This window comes from Saccharicrinis sp. 156 (assembly GCF_050589685.1).
In the GTDB taxonomy this organism is placed as follows: Bacteria; Bacteroidota; Bacteroidia; order Bacteroidales; family Marinilabiliaceae; genus Saccharicrinis.
On the sequence record NZ_JBNGOS010000006.1, the window covers coordinates 130873 to 156308 of the forward strand.

13 protein-coding genes are annotated in these 25436 nt (G+C 42.7%); all 13 read right to left on the reverse strand.

Annotation, left to right across the window (positions count from 1 at the left end; genetic code table 11):
* Positions 1–6: 6 nt before the first annotated feature.
* Positions 7–1647, reverse strand: a complete 1641-nt coding sequence (locus ACRD64_RS05015; RefSeq protein ID WP_430932128.1) for a M20/M25/M40 family metallo-hydrolase — start codon at positions 1645–1647, stop codon at positions 7–9.
* Between the two features lie 4 nt (positions 1648–1651).
* A complete protein-coding gene (locus tag ACRD64_RS05020; RefSeq protein WP_430932130.1) occupies positions 1652–4258 on the reverse strand; it encodes a sialate O-acetylesterase in 2607 nt (868 codons plus the stop codon).
* Between the two features lie 15 nt (positions 4259–4273).
* The gene (locus ACRD64_RS05025; RefSeq protein ID WP_430932131.1) at positions 4274–6031 is read right to left on the reverse strand and encodes a GDSL-type esterase/lipase family protein; all 1758 of its coding nucleotides are present in this window, start codon (positions 6029–6031) and stop codon (positions 4274–4276) included.
* Positions 6032–6116: 85 nt separating this feature from the next.
* A complete protein-coding gene (locus tag ACRD64_RS05030; protein ID WP_430932132.1) occupies positions 6117–7541 on the reverse strand; it encodes a sulfatase in 1425 nt (474 codons plus the stop codon).
* Positions 7542–7640: 99 nt separating this feature from the next.
* Entirely contained in the window at positions 7641–9227 is a 1587-nt protein-coding gene (locus ACRD64_RS05035; RefSeq protein WP_430932133.1) for a sulfatase, read from the reverse strand.
* A 651-nt stretch (positions 9228–9878) separates the two neighbouring features.
* Entirely contained in the window at positions 9879–11345 is a 1467-nt protein-coding gene (locus ACRD64_RS05040) for a SusD/RagB family nutrient-binding outer membrane lipoprotein (RefSeq protein ID WP_430932134.1), read from the reverse strand.
* Positions 11346–11374: 29 nt separating this feature from the next.
* Entirely contained in the window at positions 11375–14533 is a 3159-nt protein-coding gene (locus ACRD64_RS05045) for a SusC/RagA family TonB-linked outer membrane protein (RefSeq protein WP_430932135.1), read from the reverse strand.
* Between the two features lie 43 nt (positions 14534–14576).
* Complete coding sequence (locus tag ACRD64_RS05050; RefSeq protein ID WP_430932136.1) at positions 14577–15743, reverse strand: iron-containing alcohol dehydrogenase; 1167 nt, start codon at positions 15741–15743, stop codon at positions 14577–14579.
* Positions 15744–15837: 94 nt separating this feature from the next.
* Positions 15838–16860 (reverse strand): zinc-dependent alcohol dehydrogenase, encoded by a 1023-nt coding sequence (locus tag ACRD64_RS05055; RefSeq protein WP_430932137.1) that lies wholly within the window; start codon positions 16858–16860, stop codon positions 15838–15840.
* A gap of 74 nt (positions 16861–16934) precedes the next feature.
* The gene (locus tag ACRD64_RS05060; RefSeq protein ID WP_430932138.1) at positions 16935–18569 is read right to left on the reverse strand and encodes a sodium:solute symporter; all 1635 of its coding nucleotides are present in this window, start codon (positions 18567–18569) and stop codon (positions 16935–16937) included.
* A gap of 219 nt (positions 18570–18788) precedes the next feature.
* Positions 18789–20537 (reverse strand): RagB/SusD family nutrient uptake outer membrane protein, encoded by a 1749-nt coding sequence (locus ACRD64_RS05065; protein ID WP_430932139.1) that lies wholly within the window; start codon positions 20535–20537, stop codon positions 18789–18791.
* A 12-nt stretch (positions 20538–20549) separates the two neighbouring features.
* The gene (locus ACRD64_RS05070) at positions 20550–23549 is read right to left on the reverse strand and encodes a SusC/RagA family TonB-linked outer membrane protein (protein WP_430932140.1); all 3000 of its coding nucleotides are present in this window, start codon (positions 23547–23549) and stop codon (positions 20550–20552) included.
* A gap of 37 nt (positions 23550–23586) precedes the next feature.
* On the reverse strand, positions 23587–25422 hold the full coding sequence (locus ACRD64_RS05075) for a RagB/SusD family nutrient uptake outer membrane protein (protein WP_430932141.1): 1836 nt from the start codon (positions 25420–25422) through the stop codon (positions 23587–23589).
* Between the last annotated feature and the right edge of the window lie 14 nt (positions 25423–25436).

Sequence of the window (25436 nt, forward strand, 5' to 3'; positions counted from 1 at the left end):
ACAGAATCATTCTGATTCCAGTATCTCGTTTAACCCTAGATAGGTGAGTTTTATAATATTGGTCATTTTCTCCAAATCAATATATTCAAGCTCGTCGTTTGGATAATGGTAATGGCGGTGCAAGCCGGTAAAAAGTGAAATTATTGGGATTTGCTCTGCCGCGAAAGGCACAAAATCGCTCCCTCCCTTAGGTTGTTCGCTGGGGAAAAAGCGGATATCAAGGTTAAGGTTGTTTGCTTCGTTTTGCTTTTGAAAAATTTTCTCGAAAATGGGGTATTGCTTCGTGTATTGCATTTTCAGGTAGGCTTCTGAATCGTCTTTTATCGAAGTTCTCCCAATCATATCCATATTAATATCGAGCACTATATTCAGATTATCGGGTATGTTTTTTACAAAATATTTCGAGCCCCACAAACCTTGTTCTTCGCCTGTCCAGGCAGCAAAAAGGATGGATTTAGCCGGTTTCTTGCCGCTTTCTTTTATCGCGCGGGCCAGCGTTAACATTCCCACCGTACCCGAAGCGTTATCGTCTGCACCGTTAAAAATAAAACCGTTGTATTTTCCTACGTGGTCGTAATGGCCGCCAATAACCACCACTTCGTCGGTATTTTCCCCTTCAATATAACCAAGTACGTTTCTTGCCCTGATTACTTTTTGGTCGTGGTTGATTTTAAACTGTAAACGCGAATCCTTAAGTTCATGGCTTGTAAACTTGGCCATATCGTAGTCCGGGTTTTGCAAGGTATTCAATATCCCGCCTTCATTTTTCAGGATAGATTCAGCAAAGTTTTTGTTTAATTGAATTACAGGTATTTCCTGTTTTGTTTCCCAGTTGGGCAGGAAAATCTTTTTCAGATAAAAATCGTCCTGTGGTTGGTCGCCTTCATAAAACTCATTGTCGGAAAACATGGGCAGGTTGGAAGGGTTTGCTGCCTTGAAAACATGACCGGGATTGTATTTTATAATGGCTATGGCACCCGCTTCACGGGCATTTTCAATTTTTGTTCTTTCCAGTTTATTTGTTGAAAGACTATTGTCTTTGTTCAGCGTTCTATAGTTTCTTGATTCTTGGTCGTTAATTCCTGCAAACCCGGTTAGGATAAAAGCGATTTTTCCTTTTAATTCAACCTTTTTATAAGGATCGCATTTTAGGTCTTTGTTTTTTATTCCGTAACCAAGAAATACAATCGGCGCGTCAAATTCTAGCGATCCAATTCTACCCTGCACCTGATAATCAGCCCCTTCTGTCAGTTTTTTTATCCGGGTTGAAACTCCGTTTGATTGGGACCATCGGAGTTCGCTCTTTTTATTCCGTGTTTCGGTAATTAAGTCGAAATTCTGGAAGTAACTGCGGTAAAATTCAGGTTTCTTTCCTTGCAATCTAAACTCCCGGCTCATGCTTTTTTGCGTCATATCGCCAAGTGGTTTTATTCCATACATTTGAAAAACGCTGGCTATGTAATCTGCCGCCATATAGGCTCCCTTTGTCCCTACCTCGCGTCCCTCTGTCCAGTCGGAGGCGAGGAATTTAAGTGGCGCTTCCACCGTTTCAATGGTAATAGCCTGCAAACCTTTATCTTGTCGGTTCTGAGCCGCCAGGTTTAATACGACTGCGACGAATAAAAATGCTGTGAGTATATTCTTCATCTTTTTAGTTATTTACAATCACTTTGGCATCGGCCCAATTGCCAAAAACGCCTTTTCCAACAAATTCAAGTAGAATAAAATTGAGGCCTGAAACATCAATATCGACCTCTTGAGAGTTTCCTTTTTCCATTTGTCCGCTATCAAAAAGGACACGACCTCCAAATTTATCTTCGTTCAGTATTCTGAATTTTCCCATCTTTTCATCCGGCGAACATTTATCTAAACCAACTATCGCCTTAAAACGGTTGGCCCTTCCATCTAGTTTGTACATTTGTATCGACTTGCTTTTGCAACCCAAACCTTTGTTGTAAGTCTTACCTTCTATTTGAATCGGCTCACCCTTAAAATTTTTGTCGGCCACGGGGTGGTTAAATTCTTTCATGATATAGTATAAATCACTTAGGTAAGTAGTTCCTTTTTTTGTTACGGTATATTTTTCCGGAGAAACAGGAGTTGGACCAGGTAGCAGCTTAGCACCGATTCTTCCAACTTTAATTAAAAGGTGGCCATGTTGCCCAAGGTTACGGGCCGTAATTGAATCTTGAAAGTTTCCCAAATCCTTTTGTGCCCATAAGTCCCTGACAGGTTGATGCCCGTCAAGCCCGATTTGTTTCCAAGTAACGGTTACATCGGTTTTCCTTTTACCTTTGTTCAACAATAATACTGCTGTTGTTCCATCGGATAACGGTTTGTTGTATATTTCAATACTATCTTTTTGAAATACTTTGTAGCCTTGTTGCGCACGTGGATCCTGGTTGATGGCAATTACCTCGGGAGCCAGAAGGATATTTTTAACACTATCGGACATGACGCGCAGGTCGTTGCCTGCCATTAATGGAGCGGCAAGCACCGCCCATAAGCTAAAATGAACCTTGTCTTCATCGGCATTTTTTAGGTTTCCAATTTGGAGCATATCCGGATCGTTCCAGTGGTTGGGCCCTGCAAACTGCCATAATCCGTTAAATGCGGGATGCGAAGATCCTGCTCCACCTGAAGTTTCAGCACATCGATAAACCGATTTGATAAATGGGTAAATATCCATGGATGTACGCCAAAGCTGTGCGTAGTTTTTACCTCCCCAAGCCCAGGCTCCCTGTCCGAAATCGGAGATGCTAAAAACCATCGGGCGGCCGGTGTTTTTAATGGCATCTGCGTATATAGCAAAATCTTCGGAGCTTAGCCTGCCATTTCTCGCAGCAAAACAGGCATCCATTTTAATGTAATCCACTCCCCAAGAAGCAAAGGAATTCATATCGGTTTGTTCGTGTTCGAAGCTGCCGGGAAGGTTTTGGCAAGTTAAATTGCCACGGCATTCGTAAATTCCGTATTTTAATCCTTTACTGTGAATGTAGTCGCCAATGGCTTTCATACCTCCCGGGAATTTTAAGGAATCGGCAACCAATTCGCCTTTTTCATTTCTTTCGGCAGCCATCCAGGCATCGTCCAAAACCAGGTATTCATATCCCGCGTCACGCATCCCCGAGCTTACCATAATATCGGCAATGGTTTTTATTTTGTTTTCATCAATATTTTTTTCGAAGGCATTCCAACTGTTCCAGCCCATAGGCGGTGTTGGCGCCAAAATCTCATCACTTCCGCATTTGGCTGAACGTATTTTTGAAGAAGTTTTATTCTCATACAAAAGCGCTAACATGGATTCGGCCAGCGATTCGCCAATCAAACAATATGTTTCGGCATTGCGGTTCCAGTGGTAATTTTGTTTTGCCGGTGAATCTTCAATGGAACGCCAGAAATTGCGGGTGTCCGTCACTTTTACATTCCCTTCGAATTCGGCATGGGAAGGTATAGCCATCTGGGCTTGTATCAACGAAATTTCCCTTGGGTCGTTGTCTTTGTAACTTCTCATTCCGGTGGTTGCAAGAACAAACGGGAGGTTGGGTTCTGCCAAATCACGCCGTACGTCTTTGATCAAATGTGCCAGGTTGCTTTCGTAGGCGGCATTGTGTGCTTTATTTACCCGGTCGTTCCAACCCTGATGCCAGGCAAAACCTGTAATTTGGTAACCTTCGCCTGAATAATTTGGAACATATTTATGCAGGTTGTGCAGAACATCGTAAATGGTGGCCAGCATTTGCACGTAATAGTATCCGGTATCTTGAGGGGCATAGGGAATGCGTGCATAGCCCGTGTCGCTTGCTGCGCTGGGGGGACAAAAATCAACTGCGAGGCTTTTTCCTCCCCAGGTTGTTTTTATCAGCAATACATTTTCATCGTAAAAATCGCCGATAATATTGCCAAACTGAAGCTCCGGTCCAATGGTATAGTCATATGCGCCGTAACCAACGCTTAACTCGCCTGTTTTTATATTGTCGTATTTGTCGTTTGCATAAATAAATACATCATCCCTTTTTTTCCAGTTGCCTTTTTTGTCTACCAGGTGTTGGTATTTTCCAGCTTTGTCGTTTTGCACCAACCAGCTTAAGTTTCCTTTTTTTCCTTTCACCGTTTCGCCGTGCCCTTGCATGTTTGACTGACCGGCAAGGATGAAGACTTTAACCGGTTTTTGTGAGTAGGCTTTTGTTCCTGTGGATAAGGCAACTATAAGTAGGCACGCTAGGAACCTGAATGGGGATATGATTTCGATGTTCATGTAGTTTATTTAAATTTAGTTGTATAAAATTGCTTCACTGCGTTTTTCAAAGAAATACCTGATGCGACTGGCCTCAACCTCCTGCATTTTTTTGCCTGAAGCGGTCATGCGTAATTCTAATGGGTGATCGGTATCGCCTAGGCAGGAGGCGGTGGAGTAATAGATTGGTATATGTAAATGCTTAATTACCCTTTTTCTTAGGTCAAGTTCTTCAGGGACTCCCGTGCCTGTAATTGAACCGTCAAGGAATGCCACCTGTTCTTTTTTGTTTCGCTGGAATTGTAGGAAACTATTTTGAAGTCTTCCTTTTAGGGTATGATGGGCGCTTGTATCGATCAATTTTACTTCAGGTTTTGTGTGGTATTTTATAAAGTCGGCGCCAATTCGTGGTGTTTCAATCGGAAAATGGTGGCCATAAAGGGTTTGTTTTCCCCGGGTACAAGGAATCACGGTGGCTATGCCGCCCAGGTTTATGTATTTGTTAATCAACACCATCGAGTTTTCTGCCACTGGCACAACAGAATCGTTTAGGCCAATCATATGCAAAACAGGAACTTTTGCTTTTGCCAAAGCTTCCAGGTTGTCTATTGGATTGTTCGCATAGTTCTTCGCCTCCTTATCCGATGCAAAACCATATTCAGTCTTTAGCTTTTCCCAATCTTTTTTTGAACCGTCACTTGCCCCAAAACCGGCTGGCCAGCTTTTAAAATCGCAAACAGGTGCCTCGGCATAAATGCAGCTTACCTTATTTGGATTTTGTTTTGCCCAGTTGTATACGAACAAGCCTCCCCGGCTTACACCTTCCAATGCAACTTTTCTGTTGAAGTTATGTGCCTTAATCAGGTATTTATAAAATCTATCCCACGATTTCATAGCTTTAGGGCTTCCAAATTGAGCGTTGGTATTTATATAGGCCAGGTGATAACCTTCTGAAACCAATATGCTGTCCATTTCGGTATGCCATCCCGGAAAGCGGGCTCTCCAAACCCATGGATTACCCTCAAGGGGTTTGGCCGGCTCTATGATTCGTGCGTTTTTATTGCCAAACTCAAAATCGTACCGGTTAAAACCTTTCCATGTCGTTCTCTTCCCCGGGAATGTTTGGATAACTAGTTTTCCTTCAACACCGGTAAGTTGCTTATAGATTATTTTTGCCATTTCACCTGCTCCCTGGCCATTGGGATGAATATTGTCAGCATAGAGCTCTTTTTTTCCAACAAATGGCGTAAAGAGGTCAATCAGTTTCAAATTCTGTTCCCTGGCAATTTCCTGTATTAACGGATTGATCTTGTATTCAACGATTTCGTCGCTAATGGTCAGTCCGCTTTTTAATACGGGAACGGCCAAACAAAGATGAATGGCTGGTTTTGATTCCAGGTTTTTAAAGGATTCCAGGAGTTTTAAATAATCAGATTTAAACTCGTCACCAAACTCCCAGTTATAGGGTTTGCTATCGTTGGTTCCCAATTTGATAATGACAATATCAGGATTAAATTCTAATGCCTGCTGATATGCCCCTGTTTTTATGTAAGGCATATTACCTTTTGAAAGCAATGTACGCCCGCTTACCCCAAAATTTCTTACCACGTAATTTTCTCCCAGCATCCTTCCCAGCTGCACGGGATATGCATCTTTTAAACGATCTTTTATTCCGTATCCAAACGTAATGCTATTACCAATGCAGGCAACTTTAATTGTTTTATTAGTCTGTGTATGACCATTTTCTGCAAACAGGAAGGTAAAGAAAATGGCAGCTATTATAATTCGTCTCATTTCAAATCAATTGTTTTCTCGGTGTATTTTGAATTTTCATCGCGAAAATTCATGAATAATCGGGCTAATTGGTGCTTCTTTCTGATCATGGTTTTTTATATTCCTTTGGGAAACGGGCATCAACATCGTCCCACCATTTTTCCAGTTTTGAGTACAGTCTTTCTCTAACTTCGGGCAATTCTTTTGAGAGATCGTGTGTTTCACCAATATCGTCCTTCAGGTTGTAAAGCTCCTGACGGTTGTCGTTAAAAAATACAATCAACTTATAATCGCCTTCGCGGATGGCACTGCTCGGACTTCCTTTTTGATTGGATCGATGCGGGTAGTGGAAATAGACGGCATCGTGAATTTTTTCCTTTTCCCCTTTAAGCAAGGGCACTAAACTTTTACCGTCAACATGTAAATCGGGGCGTAATGGTTCTCCAATCATTTCGAGAATGGTGGGGTAGAAATCCATACTGGTAATAACTTCATCCGAAACAGTTCCCGGTTTGGTTTCGCCTGGCCATTTGATAATAGCGGGCTCCCTGATTCCTCCTTCGTATAACCAGCCTTTGCCATATTTTAATGGTGCATTTGAGGTGGGTATTCCCTCTGAGGTATTTAATCCTCCGTTATCGGAAAAGAAAACGACAATCGTGTTATCGTCAATCCCTTTTTCTTTCAGTTTACTGAGCACCTTGCCCACAGCCATATCCATTGACTCAACCATGGCGGCATAGGTGGGATGATCTTGTTTAGTTCTGTAAGTAAAAGTTTTATCGCCAAAAGTTCCTTCTTTAAATTTTTCTTCGTCGGTCAGTCCCAGTTGTTTTTGCTTTTTCAAGTATTTTTCAACCCTGTCTTCAGGTGCGCTAAAGGGCGCATGGACCTGGTAAAAAGAAAGGTACAAAAGAAATGAGCTATCGGCATTAACATCGATAAAATCGGCTGCTTCCTGTGCCAGGCGGTCTGTCATGTATTCTCCATCAGGTCCGTTTTCCAGGTTGGGAATGTTCCAGGGGGAAAAGTATTTGTTTTTGATATACAGGCCACCTCTAAAGTGACCCCCAACATTAATGTCGAAACCTTGTTTGTCGGGCCAGAATTTCCCCTCGCCAGCCCTGTTGTTCAAGTGCCATTTGCCCAGGAAAATATTTTTATAGCCGGCCTCTTGCATTATTTCAGGGAAGAGTACTTCTTCGAGAGGCAAATTTCTTTCGTAATCGGGGTTTCCAGGGCCTCCAATCCATTGGGTAAGATTAATACGTGCCGGATTTTTACCGGTTAATATGGAGGCACGCGTTGGCGAACATATTGGAGAAGCTGCATAAGCCTGGGTAAACCGAACACCTTCGCTCGCCAGTTTATCGATATTAGGCGTTTCGTAAAAAGTACTCCCATTGGCACCAATGTCCATCCAGCCCATATCGTCGATTAATAAAAATACTACGTTTGGTTTTTTTTCCGGATTGGAAAAAGTACATGACAACATAGTCGAAACAACTATCAATACTAATATATTTTTCATGGTTGTTGTATAATACAATTGGTTGAACTGATTTTGAATGTTTATTACTTACTAGACGAAAATTGTTGCCAAAACCCTATGTCATTTGGATAAAACAAATTATTTATTTGACTTGGGAAGGGCATTCCTCCATCCCAGGTTTAGTTGTTGAGAAAGTGCCTGTACAATTTTTTTATATTCCACAACGTTTGCCAGATTCATATTTTCCTTTGGGTCAGTCTGGTGATCGAACAGTTCCCTATTTAAAAGTTCTCCCTTTTTCTTTTCTTTTTTATTCCAGCCGTACCATTCCACATAACGATATCTGTCGGTTCGTATGGCATATCCCATTCTTTCATGTTTTCGTGTTTCCGCAGGACCAAACCTCCCCAGCAAAAATTGACTGAAAGCAGCCGATTTCCATTTTTTTTCAGGATTTTCGAGAAGCGGTACGGTGCTGCTTCCATGAAGATGCGATGGAATATCGAAACCTGTCATTTCAATTAACGTTGGATAGATGTCTACAAATTCGGTTAGGGCATTGCTTTGCTGCCCTTTTGCTTTTACGCCAGTTCCGCTTATAATTAATGGCACATGTGTGTCGATTTCGTAATTGGTCATTTTGCACCAGCCGTTGTGTTCGCCCAGTTTCCAACCATGGTCGCCCCAAAGCACTATAATGGTGTTTTCGGTCAGGCCGAGCCTGTCCAATTCGTCGAGCAACCTGCCAATTTGAGCATCGATGTACGAAACACTGGCATAATAGCCGTGTTTAAGTTCTCTTTGGCGTTCTGTTTGCCAGGGTTTTTCGGATGGAAGAGGTAGCTCATGGCAATCGATGTATCCCTTTAGTTCCTGGTAACCGTGGTTGGCATATTCAGGGCTCCCGTCAGGTGTGAACTGGTTTTCTGCCAACGGGATTGAATCCCTGTTGTACATGTCCCAGTATTTTTTGGGGGCGTTAAAAGGCAGATGTGGCCGATAGTATCCTACCGAGAGGAAAAAGGGTTTGTCAGACTTAGCCAATTCCTGCATTCTTTCTATGGCCAGGGTGGTTTGTGCACCATCAAAATAGGCATCGTCACCCTTCGTGCCAATTTCAGTAGCTTTGGCTTTTACATACCAATGACCCAATTGGTCGATGGTCGATTTTCCGGCGGCTTTCAGTTTTTCAATCTTTTCCTGTTGAATTTTTATATTTTCTTCATTTACATAAAACGCATCCGGGTCGAATGGAAATCCTTCGATATGTGGTTTTTCTGTCCATGAAATGGTGTCGGGAAAAATATTGTGAAATGTTTTACCAAGACCAATGGTAGTGTAACCACTTTGTTTAAAAAACTGGGGCAAGGTAACAGCATCGGGGACGGCGGCGCGAAATTCGCTCTGCAAATCCCAAACCTGAATGGAATCGGGGCGCAGACCGGTAAGTAAACTGGCCCGTGAGGCACTGCAAACGGCCTGCTGACAATAGGTACGTGTAAATGTCACACCCTGGCCTGCCAACCGGTCGATGTTGGGCGTTTTTATGTCCTTGTTTCCGTAGCATCCCAGCTCTGGACGAAGGTCGTCGACGGGGATGAAGAGGATGTTGGGACGAGGTTTTGATGTTGTTCCCTGTTGAGAACAGCCATAACAGGCTAGCAATAATACTAATATAACAAAAATTGGATGTAGGGTATTTTGTTTTTTTATACACTTTACCATTTTTCAAACTTTTAACTTAATTCGTATAGGCTTACTGAAATTAATTATCAGGTACATGCCAATTATTAATAGTTGTATTTTCGACAATAGACATGGGGTTATTTTAAACCCGCAATATGCATTAGAAATTCTATTACACATTGAAATTATTTTAAAACAAGACATTTCGTTGCATCACTTCACCTCACCAGAACGATGCTCCCGAAAGTAATCGGGACAAGTTATGCCTTGTTTCAGTAATGCCTTGTTTTATTGTACTTGCAATGCTCATGACGAACCTCCAATGCATAATCCGGGTTAAAAGTACTCAATGACAATTTATACGATGCAAATACGCATCTATATAACAACTTGATAATATGATCATGACGAAAGCTTAACGAGCTATTATCCCAAATAATTAGTGCATCTAAGAAAACTCTCTATTTAATATATTCTCCTTGGTGATTACCCCGAACCCCTAAAGGGGAATTAGCTCTCTACGGGGAGTTTTGGTTCTCCCTTTAGAGCCTGTCCCGAACTCGTATTCGGGAGAGTTAGAGGGTTTTTAAAAGAGAATTGTTGCCTTTTCTTATAGCCACTAATTATATATAAAGGAAACAGGTGAGCTAACTACTGACCTGTTTCCTCACATATTATTTAGTTAAATTATTATTCCACACCTGTTCTTTTGTCCCACCACACCTGTGTTCCGTAAAAGATATCTTCTTCCTCAACATCGTACGGGAAATTAATATTTAGTGATTTCTCTTCATCGGCATACGCTAACCTGAAAGGTGGCCTGTTGTGGGCGGATGCATATTCTGCCGATACTCCTGTAAGAAGCGGAACATCGGTTCGCCTTACTTCTGACCAGGCTTCAACACTTTGCTTAAATAAAGCAACGTATTTTTGCAGGGCAATCTTTTCAAGATTAGAAGTGGTTCCTCCGTCCCAGGTCACTTCAGGCTCAGCCAAAAATGTGGCTATTTGGGACGGTTCAATCTGCCCACTTTCCATACATGAATAGGTAATGCCCATTTCATAAGCCACTTTAGCATCACCGGTAGCAAGGTCGCGTTCATACGCTTCGGCCAGACCGAAATATACTTCGGCACAGTTCATGTAAGGCACAAAGCCTGCAGGATCGTTCATAAACCAATCTCCAATATGTGATCTGTTCGCATTGTTATTCATGGTGTCGGAAGCTTGAAAAGGTCCCATGCGGTGACCACTATAAACGCCATAGTCATTTTTATCGGCATAAACAGGAAGGCGCGGATCGTTGTTGTCCTGCAAGGCGTCAATAATAGGTTGTTGCAGCCTCCAGCCGGTTTTTTCAGCGTCGCCGCTTGTACCCATTGATTCGTACCAAATTTCCTGGTCAGGGGCAATCCCGGGAAACCACCAATAAGCATTATCGCTATTCTCAGTCATAATAGGATATTTGGTTGAATTGTTTAAAATATCCTGGATAGTAGCTGAAGCTGTTGCTGCATCGGCTGACGACATACGAATCGCAACTCTAAGGCGTAAAGAGTTACAAAACTTTTTCCAAAGCATAACATCTCCATTCAATATAAAATCACCTTCACCAATGTTCTCGCCATTTTCGTCAAACATATCGGCGGCAGTTTTTAATTCCGACAAAATTGTGTTGTAAACCAGTTCCTGCGAATCGTATACTGGATAAGTTATTCCTTCTCCTAATTTAAAAGCCTGTGAGTATGGAATATCACCCCACATGTCAGTTGTCTTCTGTGCATTGTATGCTTTAAAAGTAAGTGCGGCTGCGTAGAGGTTATCGTTTCCTTCCTCTTTTGCTAGTCTCATGGCGTCAACAGCGCGAGTCATTATATTATACATGCTGGTCCACATGCTATTGTTAATACCAACTCTGTATTCGTAGTCATCGGAACCTATGTATCCACAATACGTACCTGTGTAGTAGCAGCTCAGTCTGGTTCCGAACAATGTGCCTGCAGATAATGTCATTGAAGAACCAAGAACATTAGTTCCCGGTACAACAGTGGCCGCATTGGGGTTCGTATTCAACTCATCAAATTCGCTAGTGCATGATGCCATTGCAAGCAAAGCGCCAACCGAAAGAAATAATAATGCTTTAAATATCTTTTTCATAATCGAAACTTTTTTTAATTACAAAATTCTTATAAACTGATTTTTAGCTTAAATCCAAGGTTGCGGGTAGTTGGAATATTAAAGTTCTCAAAACCAACACCGGCTTCTCCTCCGCCAAAACCAATTTCCGGATCAATACCCAAATCAGCTGTGCTTTTATCTCTGTATAGAATCGCTAGGTTTCTGCCAACAAATGAGATGTTAATTTTTTGAATCCAGCCTATGTTGTCGAAATGGAAATCATATCCTACCGCAAGCTCGCGAAATTTCACATAGGTTCCGTCAAGTATCGAATATTCATGGTTATTCCACATCCACGAGCCCAGGTAATAATCCTGTGCTGATACGCGAATGTCGTTTTTTGTACCATCTTCAAAAACACCATCAACAATCAAACCGGTTTCCCTTACATTATTTTTAGTGGTTACTTCATATGCTCCGGTTGGATATGAGTGCCAGGCGGTGGTGCTAAACATATCGCCCCCAACTTTGGCATCAATTAAAAAGCTCAGGTTAACGTTCTTATATCTAAATGAGTTTTTTATACCTCCTGTCCAGTCCGGCGTTACCGTACCTAGTTTCTCACCAACATTGGTTGTTTTGGGAAGCCCTCTCGCATCTACAACGGTATTTCCCTCATTATCTTTAACAAATGGTAACCCCCATAAAACACCCCATTCTTCTCCGGGTATACCCAGCGATTTCACACCTCCAAACCCGGCAGAAATAACATACGATTCAAGGTCGCCATATAATGAATTAACCATGCTCTTATTTTTTGCCCAGTTAATTGTTGCATCCCAATTTAATCCAGACTTGCTGTCTAGGATTTTGCCAAACACCATTAATTCAACACCTTTATTTTCAATCTCGCCTGCATTTAACAGCATGGAGCTGTAGCCTGTTGTACCGGATGTGGCGACAGACAATATTTGGTTTACTGTTGTTTGGTTATAATAAGTAAAATCTAAAGATATGCGATCTTTTATAAATCTTAAATCAGCACCAATTTCATAAGATTGCGTTTCCTCAGGTTTTAATCCAACAGGAGGCATAGTGCTGGAAGCCGTAAATGTTGAGATTGAATTGAAAGAATTAGCAGAATAAACCCTGTCCAATTTATAAGGATCGGTGTCACCACCAACTTTTGCCCAACTCCCCCTTAACTTGGCATACGATAAAACATCAGATTCGATTTGAAATGCGTCGGTTACACTTAGGCCAAGGCTTACCGATGGATAAAAATAGGACCTGCTTTCAGAAGGCAATGTCGAACTCCAGTCGTTACGGCCGGTTATCCCTAGAAAAATAAAATCTTTATACGATGCATTGGCTGCAAAATATGCACTGTGTGTTTCATATTCGCGTGTGTACATACTTACTGTTGGATTACCATTCACGTTGGAGATGGTATACAGGTCGGGGACGGTAAGGTCAGCTGCACTCATATACGTGTTCTTGTAAAAGTCGTTCCTGTAATTTGCGCCTAATAGCCCATCGATACGGAAATCGCCAAAAGTCTTGTCGAAATTAAGGATGAAATCGGCGTTAATTTCTTTGTTAAAAATTTGGGTTTCGTTGAATTGCCCGCCTCTTCCCAAACGTATATTCCGGAAAGTTCCCGATTGGGTAATGTTTTTACGGTATTCATTATAGAAATCAATTCCTGCCCGTCCTGTAGCGGATAACCATTCGCTAATATCATAGGAAGTACTTATGTTACCAAACATTCTATCCCTGGTGAAGCCATGGGTGTTTCTGAGCGAATAAAAAGGATTATCGCCATTAAACATGTAATCGTCATTCCCTTTTTCGTAAAATAAATCTTTCGCGTATTGTGTATCGTAATCTCTTTGCAACCACCCAAAAATGTCGGCGTACATGTAACCATTATTTGGTACGTTATCACTTTCCTTTCTTAAATAGGTAACATTGGCAACTGCAGTTAACTTTTTAGTTGGAGTTAGGGTTACATTTGAGGAGATAGTATTCTGCTTTTGATCCGTATAGTCAACAATACCTTTCGAGTCCAGATTCGTGATCGTAATTCTTCCCGATGCTTTTTCTCCGTTTGAAGTAACGGTAAGGCTGTTCTCGATATTATGACCGGTATTGAACCATTCCTTTACGTTATTCGGACGTGATACCCATGGGCTGTCCGCTCCTGTAGACCATTGGTCGAGATTAAGTCCGGCATCTAATCTTGGCCCCCAGTTAATGGGGTGATTATCGTTCACTCCGCCACCGGCGCCATCAACATAATTATATCCAAACTGTTTTGCGTATTCATTATAAGTTAATGATGTACCGTTTTCTTCGTTATATTTATTGTAAAGATATTCGCTACCGTCTCTACCTCCTCCGTATTCGTTCTGAAGTTTTGGGAAATAGGCCGGTTGGTTGAAAATTACTGAAGAGTTAAATTCAACCCCAATATTTTTGCCTCCTTTACCTCCTTTTTTGGTGGTGATAATAATAACTCCGTTCGTGGCGCGACTGCCATAAAGGGCGGCTGCATTTGCACCCTTTAGCACTGTCATAGACTCAATGGTATTAGGATCGATATCAGAGGCTGTATTACCCCAGTCGGTACCACCATTTCCCCGAAGGTTGGGTGAAGAGTTATCTATTGGAGTGCCATCGACCACAAAAAGTGGTTGATTGCCAGAAAATGAAGCATTACCTCTTATCACAATTCTTGAAGAGGAACCAATGGTGCTACCCCCACTTGTAACCTGAACACCTGCTACTTTACCCGAAAGGGAATTAACAATATTAGGATCGTTTGCCTGATTTAAATCGTCCGACGAAAGTTCCTGAACAGCATAACCAAGCGTTTTTTTCTCCCTGGTAACACCAAGAGCGGTCACAATTACTTCGTCAAGGCCGATATTTTCCGGCACCATCGAAAAATTGTAAACATCCGATGACGAAATGGGAACTTCAATAGTTGTCATGCCTAAAAATGAAGCAACCAGTGTCTTAGCATTTTCAGGCACTTCCAGGCTAAAATTCCCATGAGTATCGGTGATGACACCAATACTGGTTCCTTTTACCGAAATGGTTACGGCAACAAGCTTTTCTCCGGTCTTCCCCGAAGTCACTGTCCCGCTTATGCTTCGGGTTTGCGCGTATGCACTTAGCATTACGATGGAGAGCAAGCAAATTAGAAATAATTGTTTTTTCATCTTCAAAGAATTTAAGTTTAAAAATATGATAGCTAAATATTTGTTAAAATGAGGATTTTATAAGTTCAATCATATCTTCTTTTGTTGCAACGCGCGGATTGCCTTCGTAATCGGGCAATACCATACATTGATCCGCCAGTTTTTCAATTTCATTTTCAGGCATATTAACATCACGCAGTTTTTTGTTCAATTGAATTTGTTTCAGAAACCTACAAATTTCGTTTTGAGATTGAGCAGCCGCTTCTTTATCGGTTACAGCATTTAATTCAGGATTTAATATCCGGGCTAATTTTGAAAATTGAGGTATTGCTGCTTCCCAGGTAAACTCAACGAAGGCCGGATAAACAATGGCCAGGGCTTCGCCATGTGCAACTTGTGGATACATGCCTCCAATGGCCATTCCCATTCCATGGGGTAGGGTAACTCCGGCATTGGCAATACAAAGCCCGGCAAGGGTATCGGCCCAGGCCATTTTTTCACGCGCTTTAATATCTTTTAAATCGGCTAGTAATTTGGGTAAGTTTTTTACCACAATTGCAATGGCTTCCCATGCCAGCAAATCGACATATGCTCCCGTACCCGGATTGATTGTGCTTTCGAATGCATGGCACAATACATCGAAACCGGTTGTGGCGGTTACAAAAGCGGGAACGGTTAACATCAGTTCTGGATCGATAATACACACCTCCGGGTATAAAATATTATTGTACAGGGCCGATTTGTCGCGTTCCTGTGTATTTGTAACCACTGCCACCTGGGTAACTTGAGAACCGGTACCCGAAGTGGTTGAAACGGCAATAACCGGCAATAATTTTTCGGGATCGGGTTGTGGCGATTTATAAAAGAGGTAATCCCAACAAGAACCTTCATGTGTTGCGGCTACCGATATGGCTTTAGCTGAATCCATGCTGGAGCCGCCCCCCAACCCAACAACTACCTCGGCGCCAAAATTGCGGGCTATCTCGGCACCTGCAGTTATCGATTCGATAGTTGGATTTGGAATAACCCCGTCGTAGTGGGCCACTTCAACACCGCCATCCCTCAATATCTTTTTTACCCTGGTGTATTGTTCCTCGAAAGCGGGATTAGTTGTAGCTGTGGTGACCAATAAAACTTTGTTTCCGTATTTTTTTACCGTTTCGGCAAGTTCGTTAATTCGTCCTATCCCGAAGCGTATTTCCGTAGACTGATGGTAATTAAAGTTTTTCATTATAATAATATTTCATATACAATTAAAATTGATTGTTTTTAACAGCACCGTGTAGGATGCGTCCAATATTCCGGACGCATTTCATGCGTAAATATTAAAGGTCAATGATCACCTTCATCGTTTCTCCTTCTTTTTGTTCAATGTATTTGTATGCATTCGCATATTCTTCAAAAGGAAAGTGTTTAGAAATCAGAGGTTCTGTTATGATTTTTCCTTCCGCAATCATTTGTACTGCCACTTCATAATCTTCGTGGCGATACATCATAGAACCGGAAAGATTCAACTCGTGTTCGCCAACATAATACATGTTTACGGTTGGATTTTTGGCGTATACACCCAGAATTACCACATCTCCGCCCTTTTCTACGTTGGCAATTAGGACATCCAATGAAGATTGCACGCCGGCAGCTTCAAGGCCAACCTGAAAACCTTCATTGCCAAAGATTGATTTAATCCCTTCTTCAAAAGGTGTTTCCGATACGTTCAGTGTTGCTTCAATACCACATTCCTTTGCTTTTTGCAACTTATAATTGTTGATGTCGGTGATAAGGACCTTTTTTGCACCGCGTGCCATCGCAAACTGTGCTACCAGGTTACCGATTGTGCCGGCACCGGAAACAACCACATTCTTTCCTTTGATTTCTGCAACACGGCTGGTGGAGTGAGCACCAACGGCAGCGGGTTCAACCATGGCTCCCTGCTCAAAAGTTAACGAATCGGGAAGGACAACCACCCGATCTTCGGGAACAATAAAATAGTCCTGGGCAACTCCCGGAGCTTGGAACCCCTGAACCTTCAGGTTCTGGCAGGCATTGTATTGCCCCCTTTTGCAAGGGCCACATACTCCGCACACCAGCTGGGGGCGTGCCGTAACTTTCATCCCGGGTTTTACCTTAGATACTTGCTTGCCAACGACCTCCACGGTGGCCGAATATTCGTGCCCTTGAATAACAGGGTAGGGCGTTGCGGGGTGTTCGCCATGATAGACATGTATGTCGCTTCCGCAAACTCCGATTTTTTCTATTTTCAAAAGCACTTCATTCGGTTTAATCTCCTTTGGAGCAGAAGTGTTTTTGAATTCGATCACTCCCGGCGATGTCATTATAGCTTGTCTCATTACTGTTTTTTTTAGAAAAATTCCGAGGGGAATGATACCCGTCCAAAAATTAACATTCTACTAATTGAACTAATCTATGAAAATGCGAAATACAATATTATTAAAGTCGCTGTAAGGATAAGAGCTAGCGCCCTAGGATCTTTTACTGAGGTAAGTTTTCCTCTTACTACAGCCAAAGGGTGTTCCCAGGTGTAGTTGTCAATAACTTCTTGTTTGGGCTTTTCTGTTGCAAAACTTACGGTAAAATATATGATTGAGCATAACACAAATAACCACCATGCCTGCATCATAAAAGGAATTTGTAAACCTTTTGTAATGTACATGTACCCGCTAATGGGTTCAAAATCGAAACAAAATGCAGTGATGCCTAGGATTAATCCCAAGGTTAAGGTGATGAAAGCAGCTTGCCGCGTTCCTCTTTTCGAAAATACCCCAAACAAGAATACTACGGCTACCGGAGGTGCAATGGCCGAAGCAATTTTGTTGATTGCCTCAAAAATACTAGAAAATTTATCGCCCTGAGTGGACCAGGCCATGGCCAGCACCATAACCAAAATTGCAGCATAACGACCAATTTTAATTTGTTGTTTGTCGGTGACAGTGGGTCTTACCCGCTTTACAATATCCACGGCAATAAGTGTTGCTGAACTGTTTAATGCAGCCGCAATTGTACTCATTAAGGCTGCCAGAAGTGTAGCAGCCATTAGGCCTTTTAATCCGACAGGTAGAAGCTGGTTAATTAAAACCGGTAAGGCCATGTTGGCATTGGTTCCAATAATGTCTTTAAATAGCACGTAGGCAATAACGCCAGGAAACACTAAAATGAAAACCGGTAATATTTTTAGGAAACCGGCAAAAATGGGCCCTACTTGTGCATCTGTTTGGGTTTTGGCACCTAAAACCCGCTGAACAATGGTTTGGTCGGAGCACCAATACCATAAACCCAAAATGGGGTAACCCAGCAGGCAAGCGTACCAGGTAAGTCCGGTGTCTCCTCCCAATGTGGCCAAGCTATCTTTGGAATGTAAAATTTTTAGTTGCCCGGGTTTTAAACTTGCTTTTAGTTCGGCAATCGTATTTATACCACTTTCTGATAAAGCAAATACGGCAAAGCCCGTTAGCATAATTGCACCAATTATTAAAATTACAGATTGTATAGTTTCGGTTACAACCACCGCTTTTAGGCCACCAAGTACGGTGTAAATTGTTGTTACTATTGAAATGACAAGAATTGAGGTAATGATATTTATTCCAAAGAAAGTCTCGAACACAACAGCACCGGCATACAAACTCATGCCAATGTGAACAAACAAGGCCCCAATAATGGCAATGAAGGCAAGAACCGTGCGCGACCTGGAGTCATAACGTTTTTCCAGGAACTCGGGCAAGGTTGATATTTTGCTTTTAAAATAAAATGGGGCGAAAATCAACCCTAGTAAAATTAAAGTTATTGATGCAAGCCATTCGAAATTACCCCACACCAAACCTTCGTTATAACCCGATGCCGCGAGCCCAACCAAGTGAATGGTTGAAATGTTTGATGCAAACAAAGCGGCACCCACCAAAACCCAGTTTAATCCCCTTCCGGCAAGAAAGTAGCTTTCGCTAGTCATTTTTTTTAATCTAACGGATAGAATACCAACGACTAATATTCCAACCAGGTAGATAATAATTATTGAAGAATCGATTAAACCTATTTTTTCACTCATTATACATGGGAATTAATTTTTTTATAGAATCCAATGCGCTAAATAAAGATACTGGAGTCTAATTTGTAAGAGGTTGTGGTATCGCTCCACAACCTCGTTTAATTCTAAGTTGACTTTATTCCAAAATCGATTTCACCACTGAGTGTAACGTTTTGGTCTGTGTAGCATCAGTAAATGTTCCGCCAAATCCGTTCGTCAAGATCTGGTCAGAAGCATCAATTACCAACCTGGATTTTGGAAATTAACCCCAACGGCTTTGAATTTATTTTCTTCCGTTAAAGGAATCGGCCACATCAAATATTTATCATCGGTAACATTTCTTTCCTGAACAATGATCCTGTCATAATTAAATGTGCCTTCATTCTCAGTGATTTTCATGCCTGTAACCACTCCTTCATAGTCCTTTTGAATCTTCCATCTGCGAAGGTCATAGTAACGGTGCTCCTCAAAAGCCAGCTCTATTCTTCGCTCATTGCGCAATTTGAGTTCAAAATCCTGGGCAGAGATACTTGAAGGAACGTCAGGCATGCCGGCCCTGGCTCTGATTTTATTGACAGCCGCCAGCGCTTCAGAGGTAACCGCCCCGTTGGCGTAAAAGTCTGCTTCGGCAAAATTAAGATAAATCTCAGCCATCCGGAAATCGTGCCAATAACCGTCTACATTATAATTGTTCTTTGAAGCATAATTAATGAACTTCCTAAGGTAATAACCGGTTCTGGTATAAAGGTTACTGATCTCAGAGATTCCGCAATTACCGCCGACAAAAGTTTCCACAGGAACTGTATTGTTGCTTAGGTTATGATAATTGCCATTGCAATAAATCGTCGAAAAAAGACGGGGGTCGCGGTTTGCATATGGATCTGCAGGATCATACAAGGTGTTATCCACATTATAATTGGGCTGCAGATGCTGGTCATCCAGATAAGGCATCTCCGGATCAAGAACCGGCACACCATCAATGGTCTCATATGCATCAACCAATTCCTGCGAAGGACTCATGCCTGCTTTGGTTACATTGGCCAAAACAGGGAGGCCGTAATTGGACCACAGCGTCATTCGTGTGGTTCCTTTTATGGTCTCTTTCTCTTCTGCAGGATTCTCCACCCCTTCAGAGGCGGTGAGGAAATATTCCTGATACTTGCTATAGAGACCAGGGACAGAAATGCTTGCCGGATTATACAACCCAAAACCGGCACTCTCAAGTTTTTCCATCGCATCTTTAGTTACGGCAGCGGCTTCATTCCAATAGTTGTTGCCATCGTTCCATAACGGACTGGCTGCAAAAAGAATGGCTTGTGACTTAATGGCATTGGCCACCCCGCGGGTCATATACCCATCCTGAAGACCACTAACCTGACGATATAAAAGCTCAGGCTGGGCCATGGCAGCATCGCAATCGTCGATGATCGCCTGCACATTTTCATAAAACGTTGGCCTCTCCATGGCCGAGAAATCATAATCCAGAGGGAGCTCCTCTTTAAAGATAGGAACCGGACCATAACGCTTAATGAGTTGAAGATAATAATAAGCTCTTAACAGATAAGCTTCGCCTTTCCACTGGCCTCTGTGTTCTTCAATCTTAAAAAAAGGTACTTCATCCACATGGGCAATAAATACATTGCACGCACGGATCCCTTTATACATATCGTCGTAAAGGTTGCCATCAAGCAAATTATTGCTGGAACTCATGTTCCCCTGATAATATTGCAGGGTACTGTTACCGGGGACTACATCCTGGGCATTCTGCGCTTCATCGGTATAGGATGCTAAAAAGGTTCCCCCCGCACTACTCGCCCCATAGTAGGGCATATAAGAGTAAGCGGTTGCCAGGTATTTCTTGGTTAACTCGTAATCCGAAAAGATTTCATCATACGTCACCCGTCCATCCGATCCAAAATCAAAAGCGCTTTCGCAAGATGGAGCCAACAGGCTTACAGCCATTAATATATATACAATTCTTCGTTTCATCTTTTCTCTTTCTTAAAATGTTAGATTAAGCCCAAAAACAAACGCCCTGCGCGTAGGAGAACTGTTCACGCCGCTCATAAAAACCGTCATATCGTCGCTTTTCATGTTATCGAGCGTAAGCAGATTTCTTCCGCTAAAATAGATCCGGGCATCCTTGGTCCATACCTTATTAGACACACTGGCAGGAATCGTATAGCCTAAGGTTACCTCCCTCAATTGGACATAGCTTTTGTCCTGAAAGTAATAATCATTGGCTTTATGACTGGAACTTCCATCCAATGATAAAGCAGGAGCCGTAATCTCTTCTCCATTGGCGTAACGCTCAGCAGTCCATGCGGTTAAATGTTGCGTGAAAAAGGTGCCGTTGTTAAACGACTCATAATAGCCACAACCGCTGTTAAATGAACTCACTTGTGAAACGCCATACAACAAGGCCGAAAGGTCAAATTGTTTCCATCGCATATTCAATTCAGCGCCATAACTGATTCTTGGGATACTTCCATAACCCATTGGGGCCATGTCTTTAGCATTAATAATCCCGTCGTTATTCAAATCCTGATAGATAAAATCTCCGGTTCTTGGTGAGGCGCCATCATAAGCTAGCCCGGAGGCTGCAATCTCATCGGCACTGTTGAAAAAGCCGTTTCCATTGGAATAATCAATCAGGTAACCCCAATGTTGTCCTACACGGTATCCGGTAGTTCTGTATGGATAAGCATAATCATCGCCCAGATTTAACTCTGCAATGCTTTCAACCTTATTGTCGTTAAAGGCAAAGTAACCATTAATCCCAAAGGAAAAATCTTTGCTGAAGTCCTTCTGGTAACCCAATTGGGTCTCAAAGCCATATGAATGTACTTCACCGTCATTCATCAAAGGAAGCGCACTGGAAGCAATACCCATCATGGCCGGCATGATCTTATTGGAGACCAAAATGTCGGTCCGCCGGTCATCAAAATACTCAAAAGCCAAAGAGACCTGATTCCATAAGCCAAGGTCGATCCCGATATTGGCAATCTTAGAGCTTTCCCAGGTGATATCGGGGTTACCCAATTGGGTCTCTCCAATGTTGCTTCCACTGGTGGTCAGGTTATCCTTATACAGGAAGCGCTCGCTGGTGCCCAATGCATCATTGCCCACCAAACCGTAGGAACCATGAAGTTTCAGGAAGCTCACCGCCTCATTAGCCTTCAAAAAATCGAAGTTCGAAAGCACCAGAGCCGCAGACATGGATGGGAAAAATCCGTAACGGTTCTCGGAACTAAATTGCTCTGACCCCTGATAACCCGACACCAAATCGGCATATAACAGATTTTTATACGCATAACTCACATTTAACCCATAGGTCATTTTTATAAAGGGCTGAACACCAACCGCCGCCTGGGAACTATAATGTTGTTTTTGTATAAACGCACGGGCGCTAACCCCATGGTCTCCAAAGGTATTTTGATAACTCAAATGCCCCTGATATTCGTTCCTGTTAATGGAAGAGGTTTTCTTGGTGAATGTGACCGGCTCGTCTGTGGTGGAGCCAAATTTCATAAAAGCCAAACTGTCGGTTACAGTCTTATCCCGTATCCATCGCTCGTAATCGGTATTGCCATAGATATAAGAGGTCGGAATCGTATAATACTTTATCTCTCCTCCGGCTGACAAGCCAGGCAGCAATTTCTTAAGGTCAATATTTAATCCGGAAATGGAAGAAATATGAACCCCGGTTGTTTTAGTGTATCCCGATCTGTTAATCTTGGCATAGGTTGAACTCCCTTCGGTTTCGGTAATCACCACATACCCTTCGGGTGTAAGAGGTCCATAAACAGTAGGGTCCAGGTTAAAAATAGTAGAATAGACATCATTTGACTGGGTGTCCATATTACGATTCAGCCTTCCCGATATATTCATGTAACCACTGATATAATCGTTGATCTTAATATCCAGGTTGGAACGGATATCAAACCGGTTGGTTCCAAAAGTCTCGGGAACGGTACCATCCGTCTTATAAGGAGAATCCTGATGAAGATAGCCCATTCCCACATAATATTTAAAGGATTCAGAACCTCCACGTCCGCTTACATGAATATCCTGTGTTTGAACCAACGGGTCGATAAACATATCGTACCAATTGTTATTGGGGTACAAGTCGCGATTTTCACCCGACTCGTAATTGGCAATGTCCTCAGCCGAAAATACAGGCGTACCGGTATTGCCATCGTTAGCCCAGGCCTCGTTATAAAGTCTGGCGAATTGTCCCGAATTTAAAACGGTAGGGGTTACAATAGATTTTTGCAGGGTGTAATTGGCATCTACGGTAATAGTAGACTCCCCATCATAACCTTTCTTGGTTTTCACCGAAATAATGCCGTTTCCTCCCTGGAAGCCATATAAAGAGGTGGCAGCGGCATCTTTTAATATGGTTATCGACTCCACATCTCTCAGATTCAGGTGTCCATAACTATCGGTTAGCATCCCATCCACCAAAATCGTTGGGGCTTTCCCATTGGTGGTAGAGATTCCTCGTATGTATCCGGAGGTATAGCCCGGGATTCTCCCCGTGAGGGCAGTCCCGAGGGACGAGGACTTGGTTCGGGATAAAACATCCTGACCTATGGTTATGGCCGAAGCCCCCACAGAACTCATGGTTCTGTCGCCGGTCAATAGAGACACCGTATTGTCGCGACCTGAGGCATCCGATTCCAAAACCACATTGAGGTCTTCCTTGTTAGTAAAGGTTACCTCCTGGCTTCTGTAACCGTTTAAGGACACAACGAATACTTCATTTTCAACAAGAACCCCATGTATGTTGAAGGTGCCATCCACCCCGCTGACACAATTAATGGCATTGTTTCGGGCCGTCACCTTAGCTCCGGGCAAAGCCCGTCCGAAAACATCTTTTACCGAGCCTTTCGTATAAGAGCCCTCTTTTTGGGCATGCACATGCCCCGCCGACAATACAAAGATCATCAGCAAGAAGGTTAATATTTTTGATGATATATAATTTCTGAAATTCATCATTTATTTAATATTTAATTGTAAACACTTCCAAGCCAGATTACCATCCGGGATTTTGAATGTTAACGCCGGTTTTTTCAAATAAATTGGAGACTTCTGTCGCATCAATCGGGTAAAGATTAAATTTGGCCGCATAGCACTTTTTTTCCAGACCTTGCCCGCTCCAGCTCTGTGTGTCCGGATCATAGGCATCGCCCACCTGAAATCGCATATGCGTAAAACTGCCGTCTTCATTCTTTTCGATCCACATACCCGTGGCATAACGTACAATATCCATATCTTCTCCGGGAGCGGTCCAGCGGCGCACGTCATAATACCGGGTTTCTTCATAAGCCATCTCAATCCGGCGTTCGTTACGGTACATCAAACGAAGGTTTTCCTGGTTAATGGTTACCCCTTCCACTTCATCCAGGTTGGGCATTCCCACACGATCTCTGATCGGCTTAATCGCCGCTAAAGCTTCTGTAAGATGGTTGTTTTCGATCGCACATTCGGCATAGTTAAGATAGATCTCGGCCAGCCGCATATAGCGCCATGAAGAGGAAACATTCTTACCTCTGCGCGATAAAGGATGATAGTGCCTGCGTGGATAATAACCCGTCTGCGTGCGCTTGGTATTACTACCATCAATACTACTGTTACCCGTCCTAAAAATATCTATCGTTGTAGTCTTATTGCTTGAATTAAGAGCGGTTGAACCATTGTAATAGACCGTGGCGTAAAAACGTGGATCCCGGTCCACATAAGGGTTGGTTTCGTCATATCCCGACCCGGAGGCAAAATTGGGGGAAAGATGTTTAACATCATTATACGGATTCGCCAGGTCAAGAACATATTTTCCGCTTGTCATAGGATAGGCATCAACGAGTTCCTGGGTAGGGGCCATTCCTGCCGAAACCGCATTGTTAATAGGCAATCCCTGGAAATTCCAAAGATTACTGCGGGTATAAGTAACTAAAATACTTTCCTTATCTACCGGAACAGCAGAATAATCTCTGGTAGTTGTGCTGTATTCATGATAGGCGTTTGTCCCAAAAACAGAAGCGTTACGAACGGTGGTATACAATTCAAAATCATGTGCCAAAAGCTCGTCTAACGACTCTTTGCAAATGGCTTCGGCTTCCGCCCAATAATTCTGACCACCGTTATACAAAGGACTGGCCTTAAACAGGGCTACTCTGGATTTTAGTGCCGCCGCGACACTTTTATTCATCCTTTTGGCATCGGTACTTATTTCAGGTCGCCAGGGCAATTCAGGCGATTTCATGGCTTCGCGGCATTCACTGATAATAAAATCCGCAATCTCCGTATAGGTGGAGATGACCAGCGTTGACTCATCAAAATCCACATCCGTAGGCTCGGTAAGAAGATAGGCTTTGCCATACCGCTGCGCAAGATCGGCATAATAGAAAGCACGCAATACCCGGGCCTCGGCAGTCCATTGTTCACGTTCTGCCTCGGAAGGAACGGCGGCGGTCCCTATCCTGCTCAGGAACACATTAATGCGCCGAATTCTTTTATAGAAATAAGGCCATGCCTGAACACCATTACCAAAAATCCCTTTCTGGTAACCCAGTTTGTTATTGTTCCCAACTGCGGTACAGGCTCCAAGATAAAGAGAAGCGCTGTTGGCACCATTTCGGCCAATACTCCAGGAATCATCCGATATCGCAGTAGGTAGATTTTCAATCCCCACATAGGCATATCCATAGACGGGAAATTTCTCATAACAGGAGCTAAAATAACCTCCTGTAGTTGCTTCGTCGGCAAAAATCTCATCCATTGTCTGTGTTCCATCCGGAGAGATATCCAAAACATCCTCACACGAAACAAACAGAAATAAAGACAGGACAGCAATCCATATTTTTGTTTTCATAATATTTTCTTTTT

Excerpts from the sequence above, each read along its gene's own strand:
- ACRD64_RS05065 (WP_430932139.1), bottom strand. The coding sequence starts at position 20,537 with ATGAAACGAAGAATTGTATATATATTAATGGCTGTAAGCCTGTTGGCT.
- ACRD64_RS05020 (WP_430932130.1), bottom strand. The coding sequence starts at position 4,258 with ATGAACATCGAAATCATATCCCCATTCAGGTTCCTAGCGTGCCTACTT.
- ACRD64_RS05045 (WP_430932135.1), bottom strand. The coding sequence starts at position 14,533 with ATGAAAAAACAATTATTTCTAATTTGCTTGCTCTCCATCGTAATGCTA.
- ACRD64_RS05015 (WP_430932128.1), bottom strand. The coding sequence starts at position 1,647 with ATGAAGAATATACTCACAGCATTTTTATTCGTCGCAGTCGTATTAAAC.
- ACRD64_RS05030 (WP_430932132.1), bottom strand. The coding sequence starts at position 7,541 with ATGAAAAATATATTAGTATTGATAGTTGTTTCGACTATGTTGTCATGT.
- ACRD64_RS05075 (WP_430932141.1), bottom strand. The coding sequence starts at position 25,422 with ATGAAAACAAAAATATGGATTGCTGTCCTGTCTTTATTTCTGTTTGTT.
- ACRD64_RS05055 (WP_430932137.1), bottom strand. The coding sequence starts at position 16,860 with ATGAGACAAGCTATAATGACATCGCCGGGAGTGATCGAATTCAAAAAC.
- ACRD64_RS05035 (WP_430932133.1), bottom strand. The coding sequence starts at position 9,227 with ATGGTAAAGTGTATAAAAAAACAAAATACCCTACATCCAATTTTTGTT.
- ACRD64_RS05070 (WP_430932140.1), bottom strand. The coding sequence starts at position 23,549 with ATGATGAATTTCAGAAATTATATATCATCAAAAATATTAACCTTCTTG.
- ACRD64_RS05025 (WP_430932131.1), bottom strand. The coding sequence starts at position 6,031 with ATGAGACGAATTATAATAGCTGCCATTTTCTTTACCTTCCTGTTTGCA.
- ACRD64_RS05050 (WP_430932136.1), bottom strand. The coding sequence starts at position 15,743 with ATGAAAAACTTTAATTACCATCAGTCTACGGAAATACGCTTCGGGATA.
- ACRD64_RS05060 (WP_430932138.1), bottom strand. The coding sequence starts at position 18,569 with ATGAGTGAAAAAATAGGTTTAATCGATTCTTCAATAATTATTATCTAC.
- ACRD64_RS05040 (WP_430932134.1), bottom strand. The coding sequence starts at position 11,345 with ATGAAAAAGATATTTAAAGCATTATTATTTCTTTCGGTTGGCGCTTTG.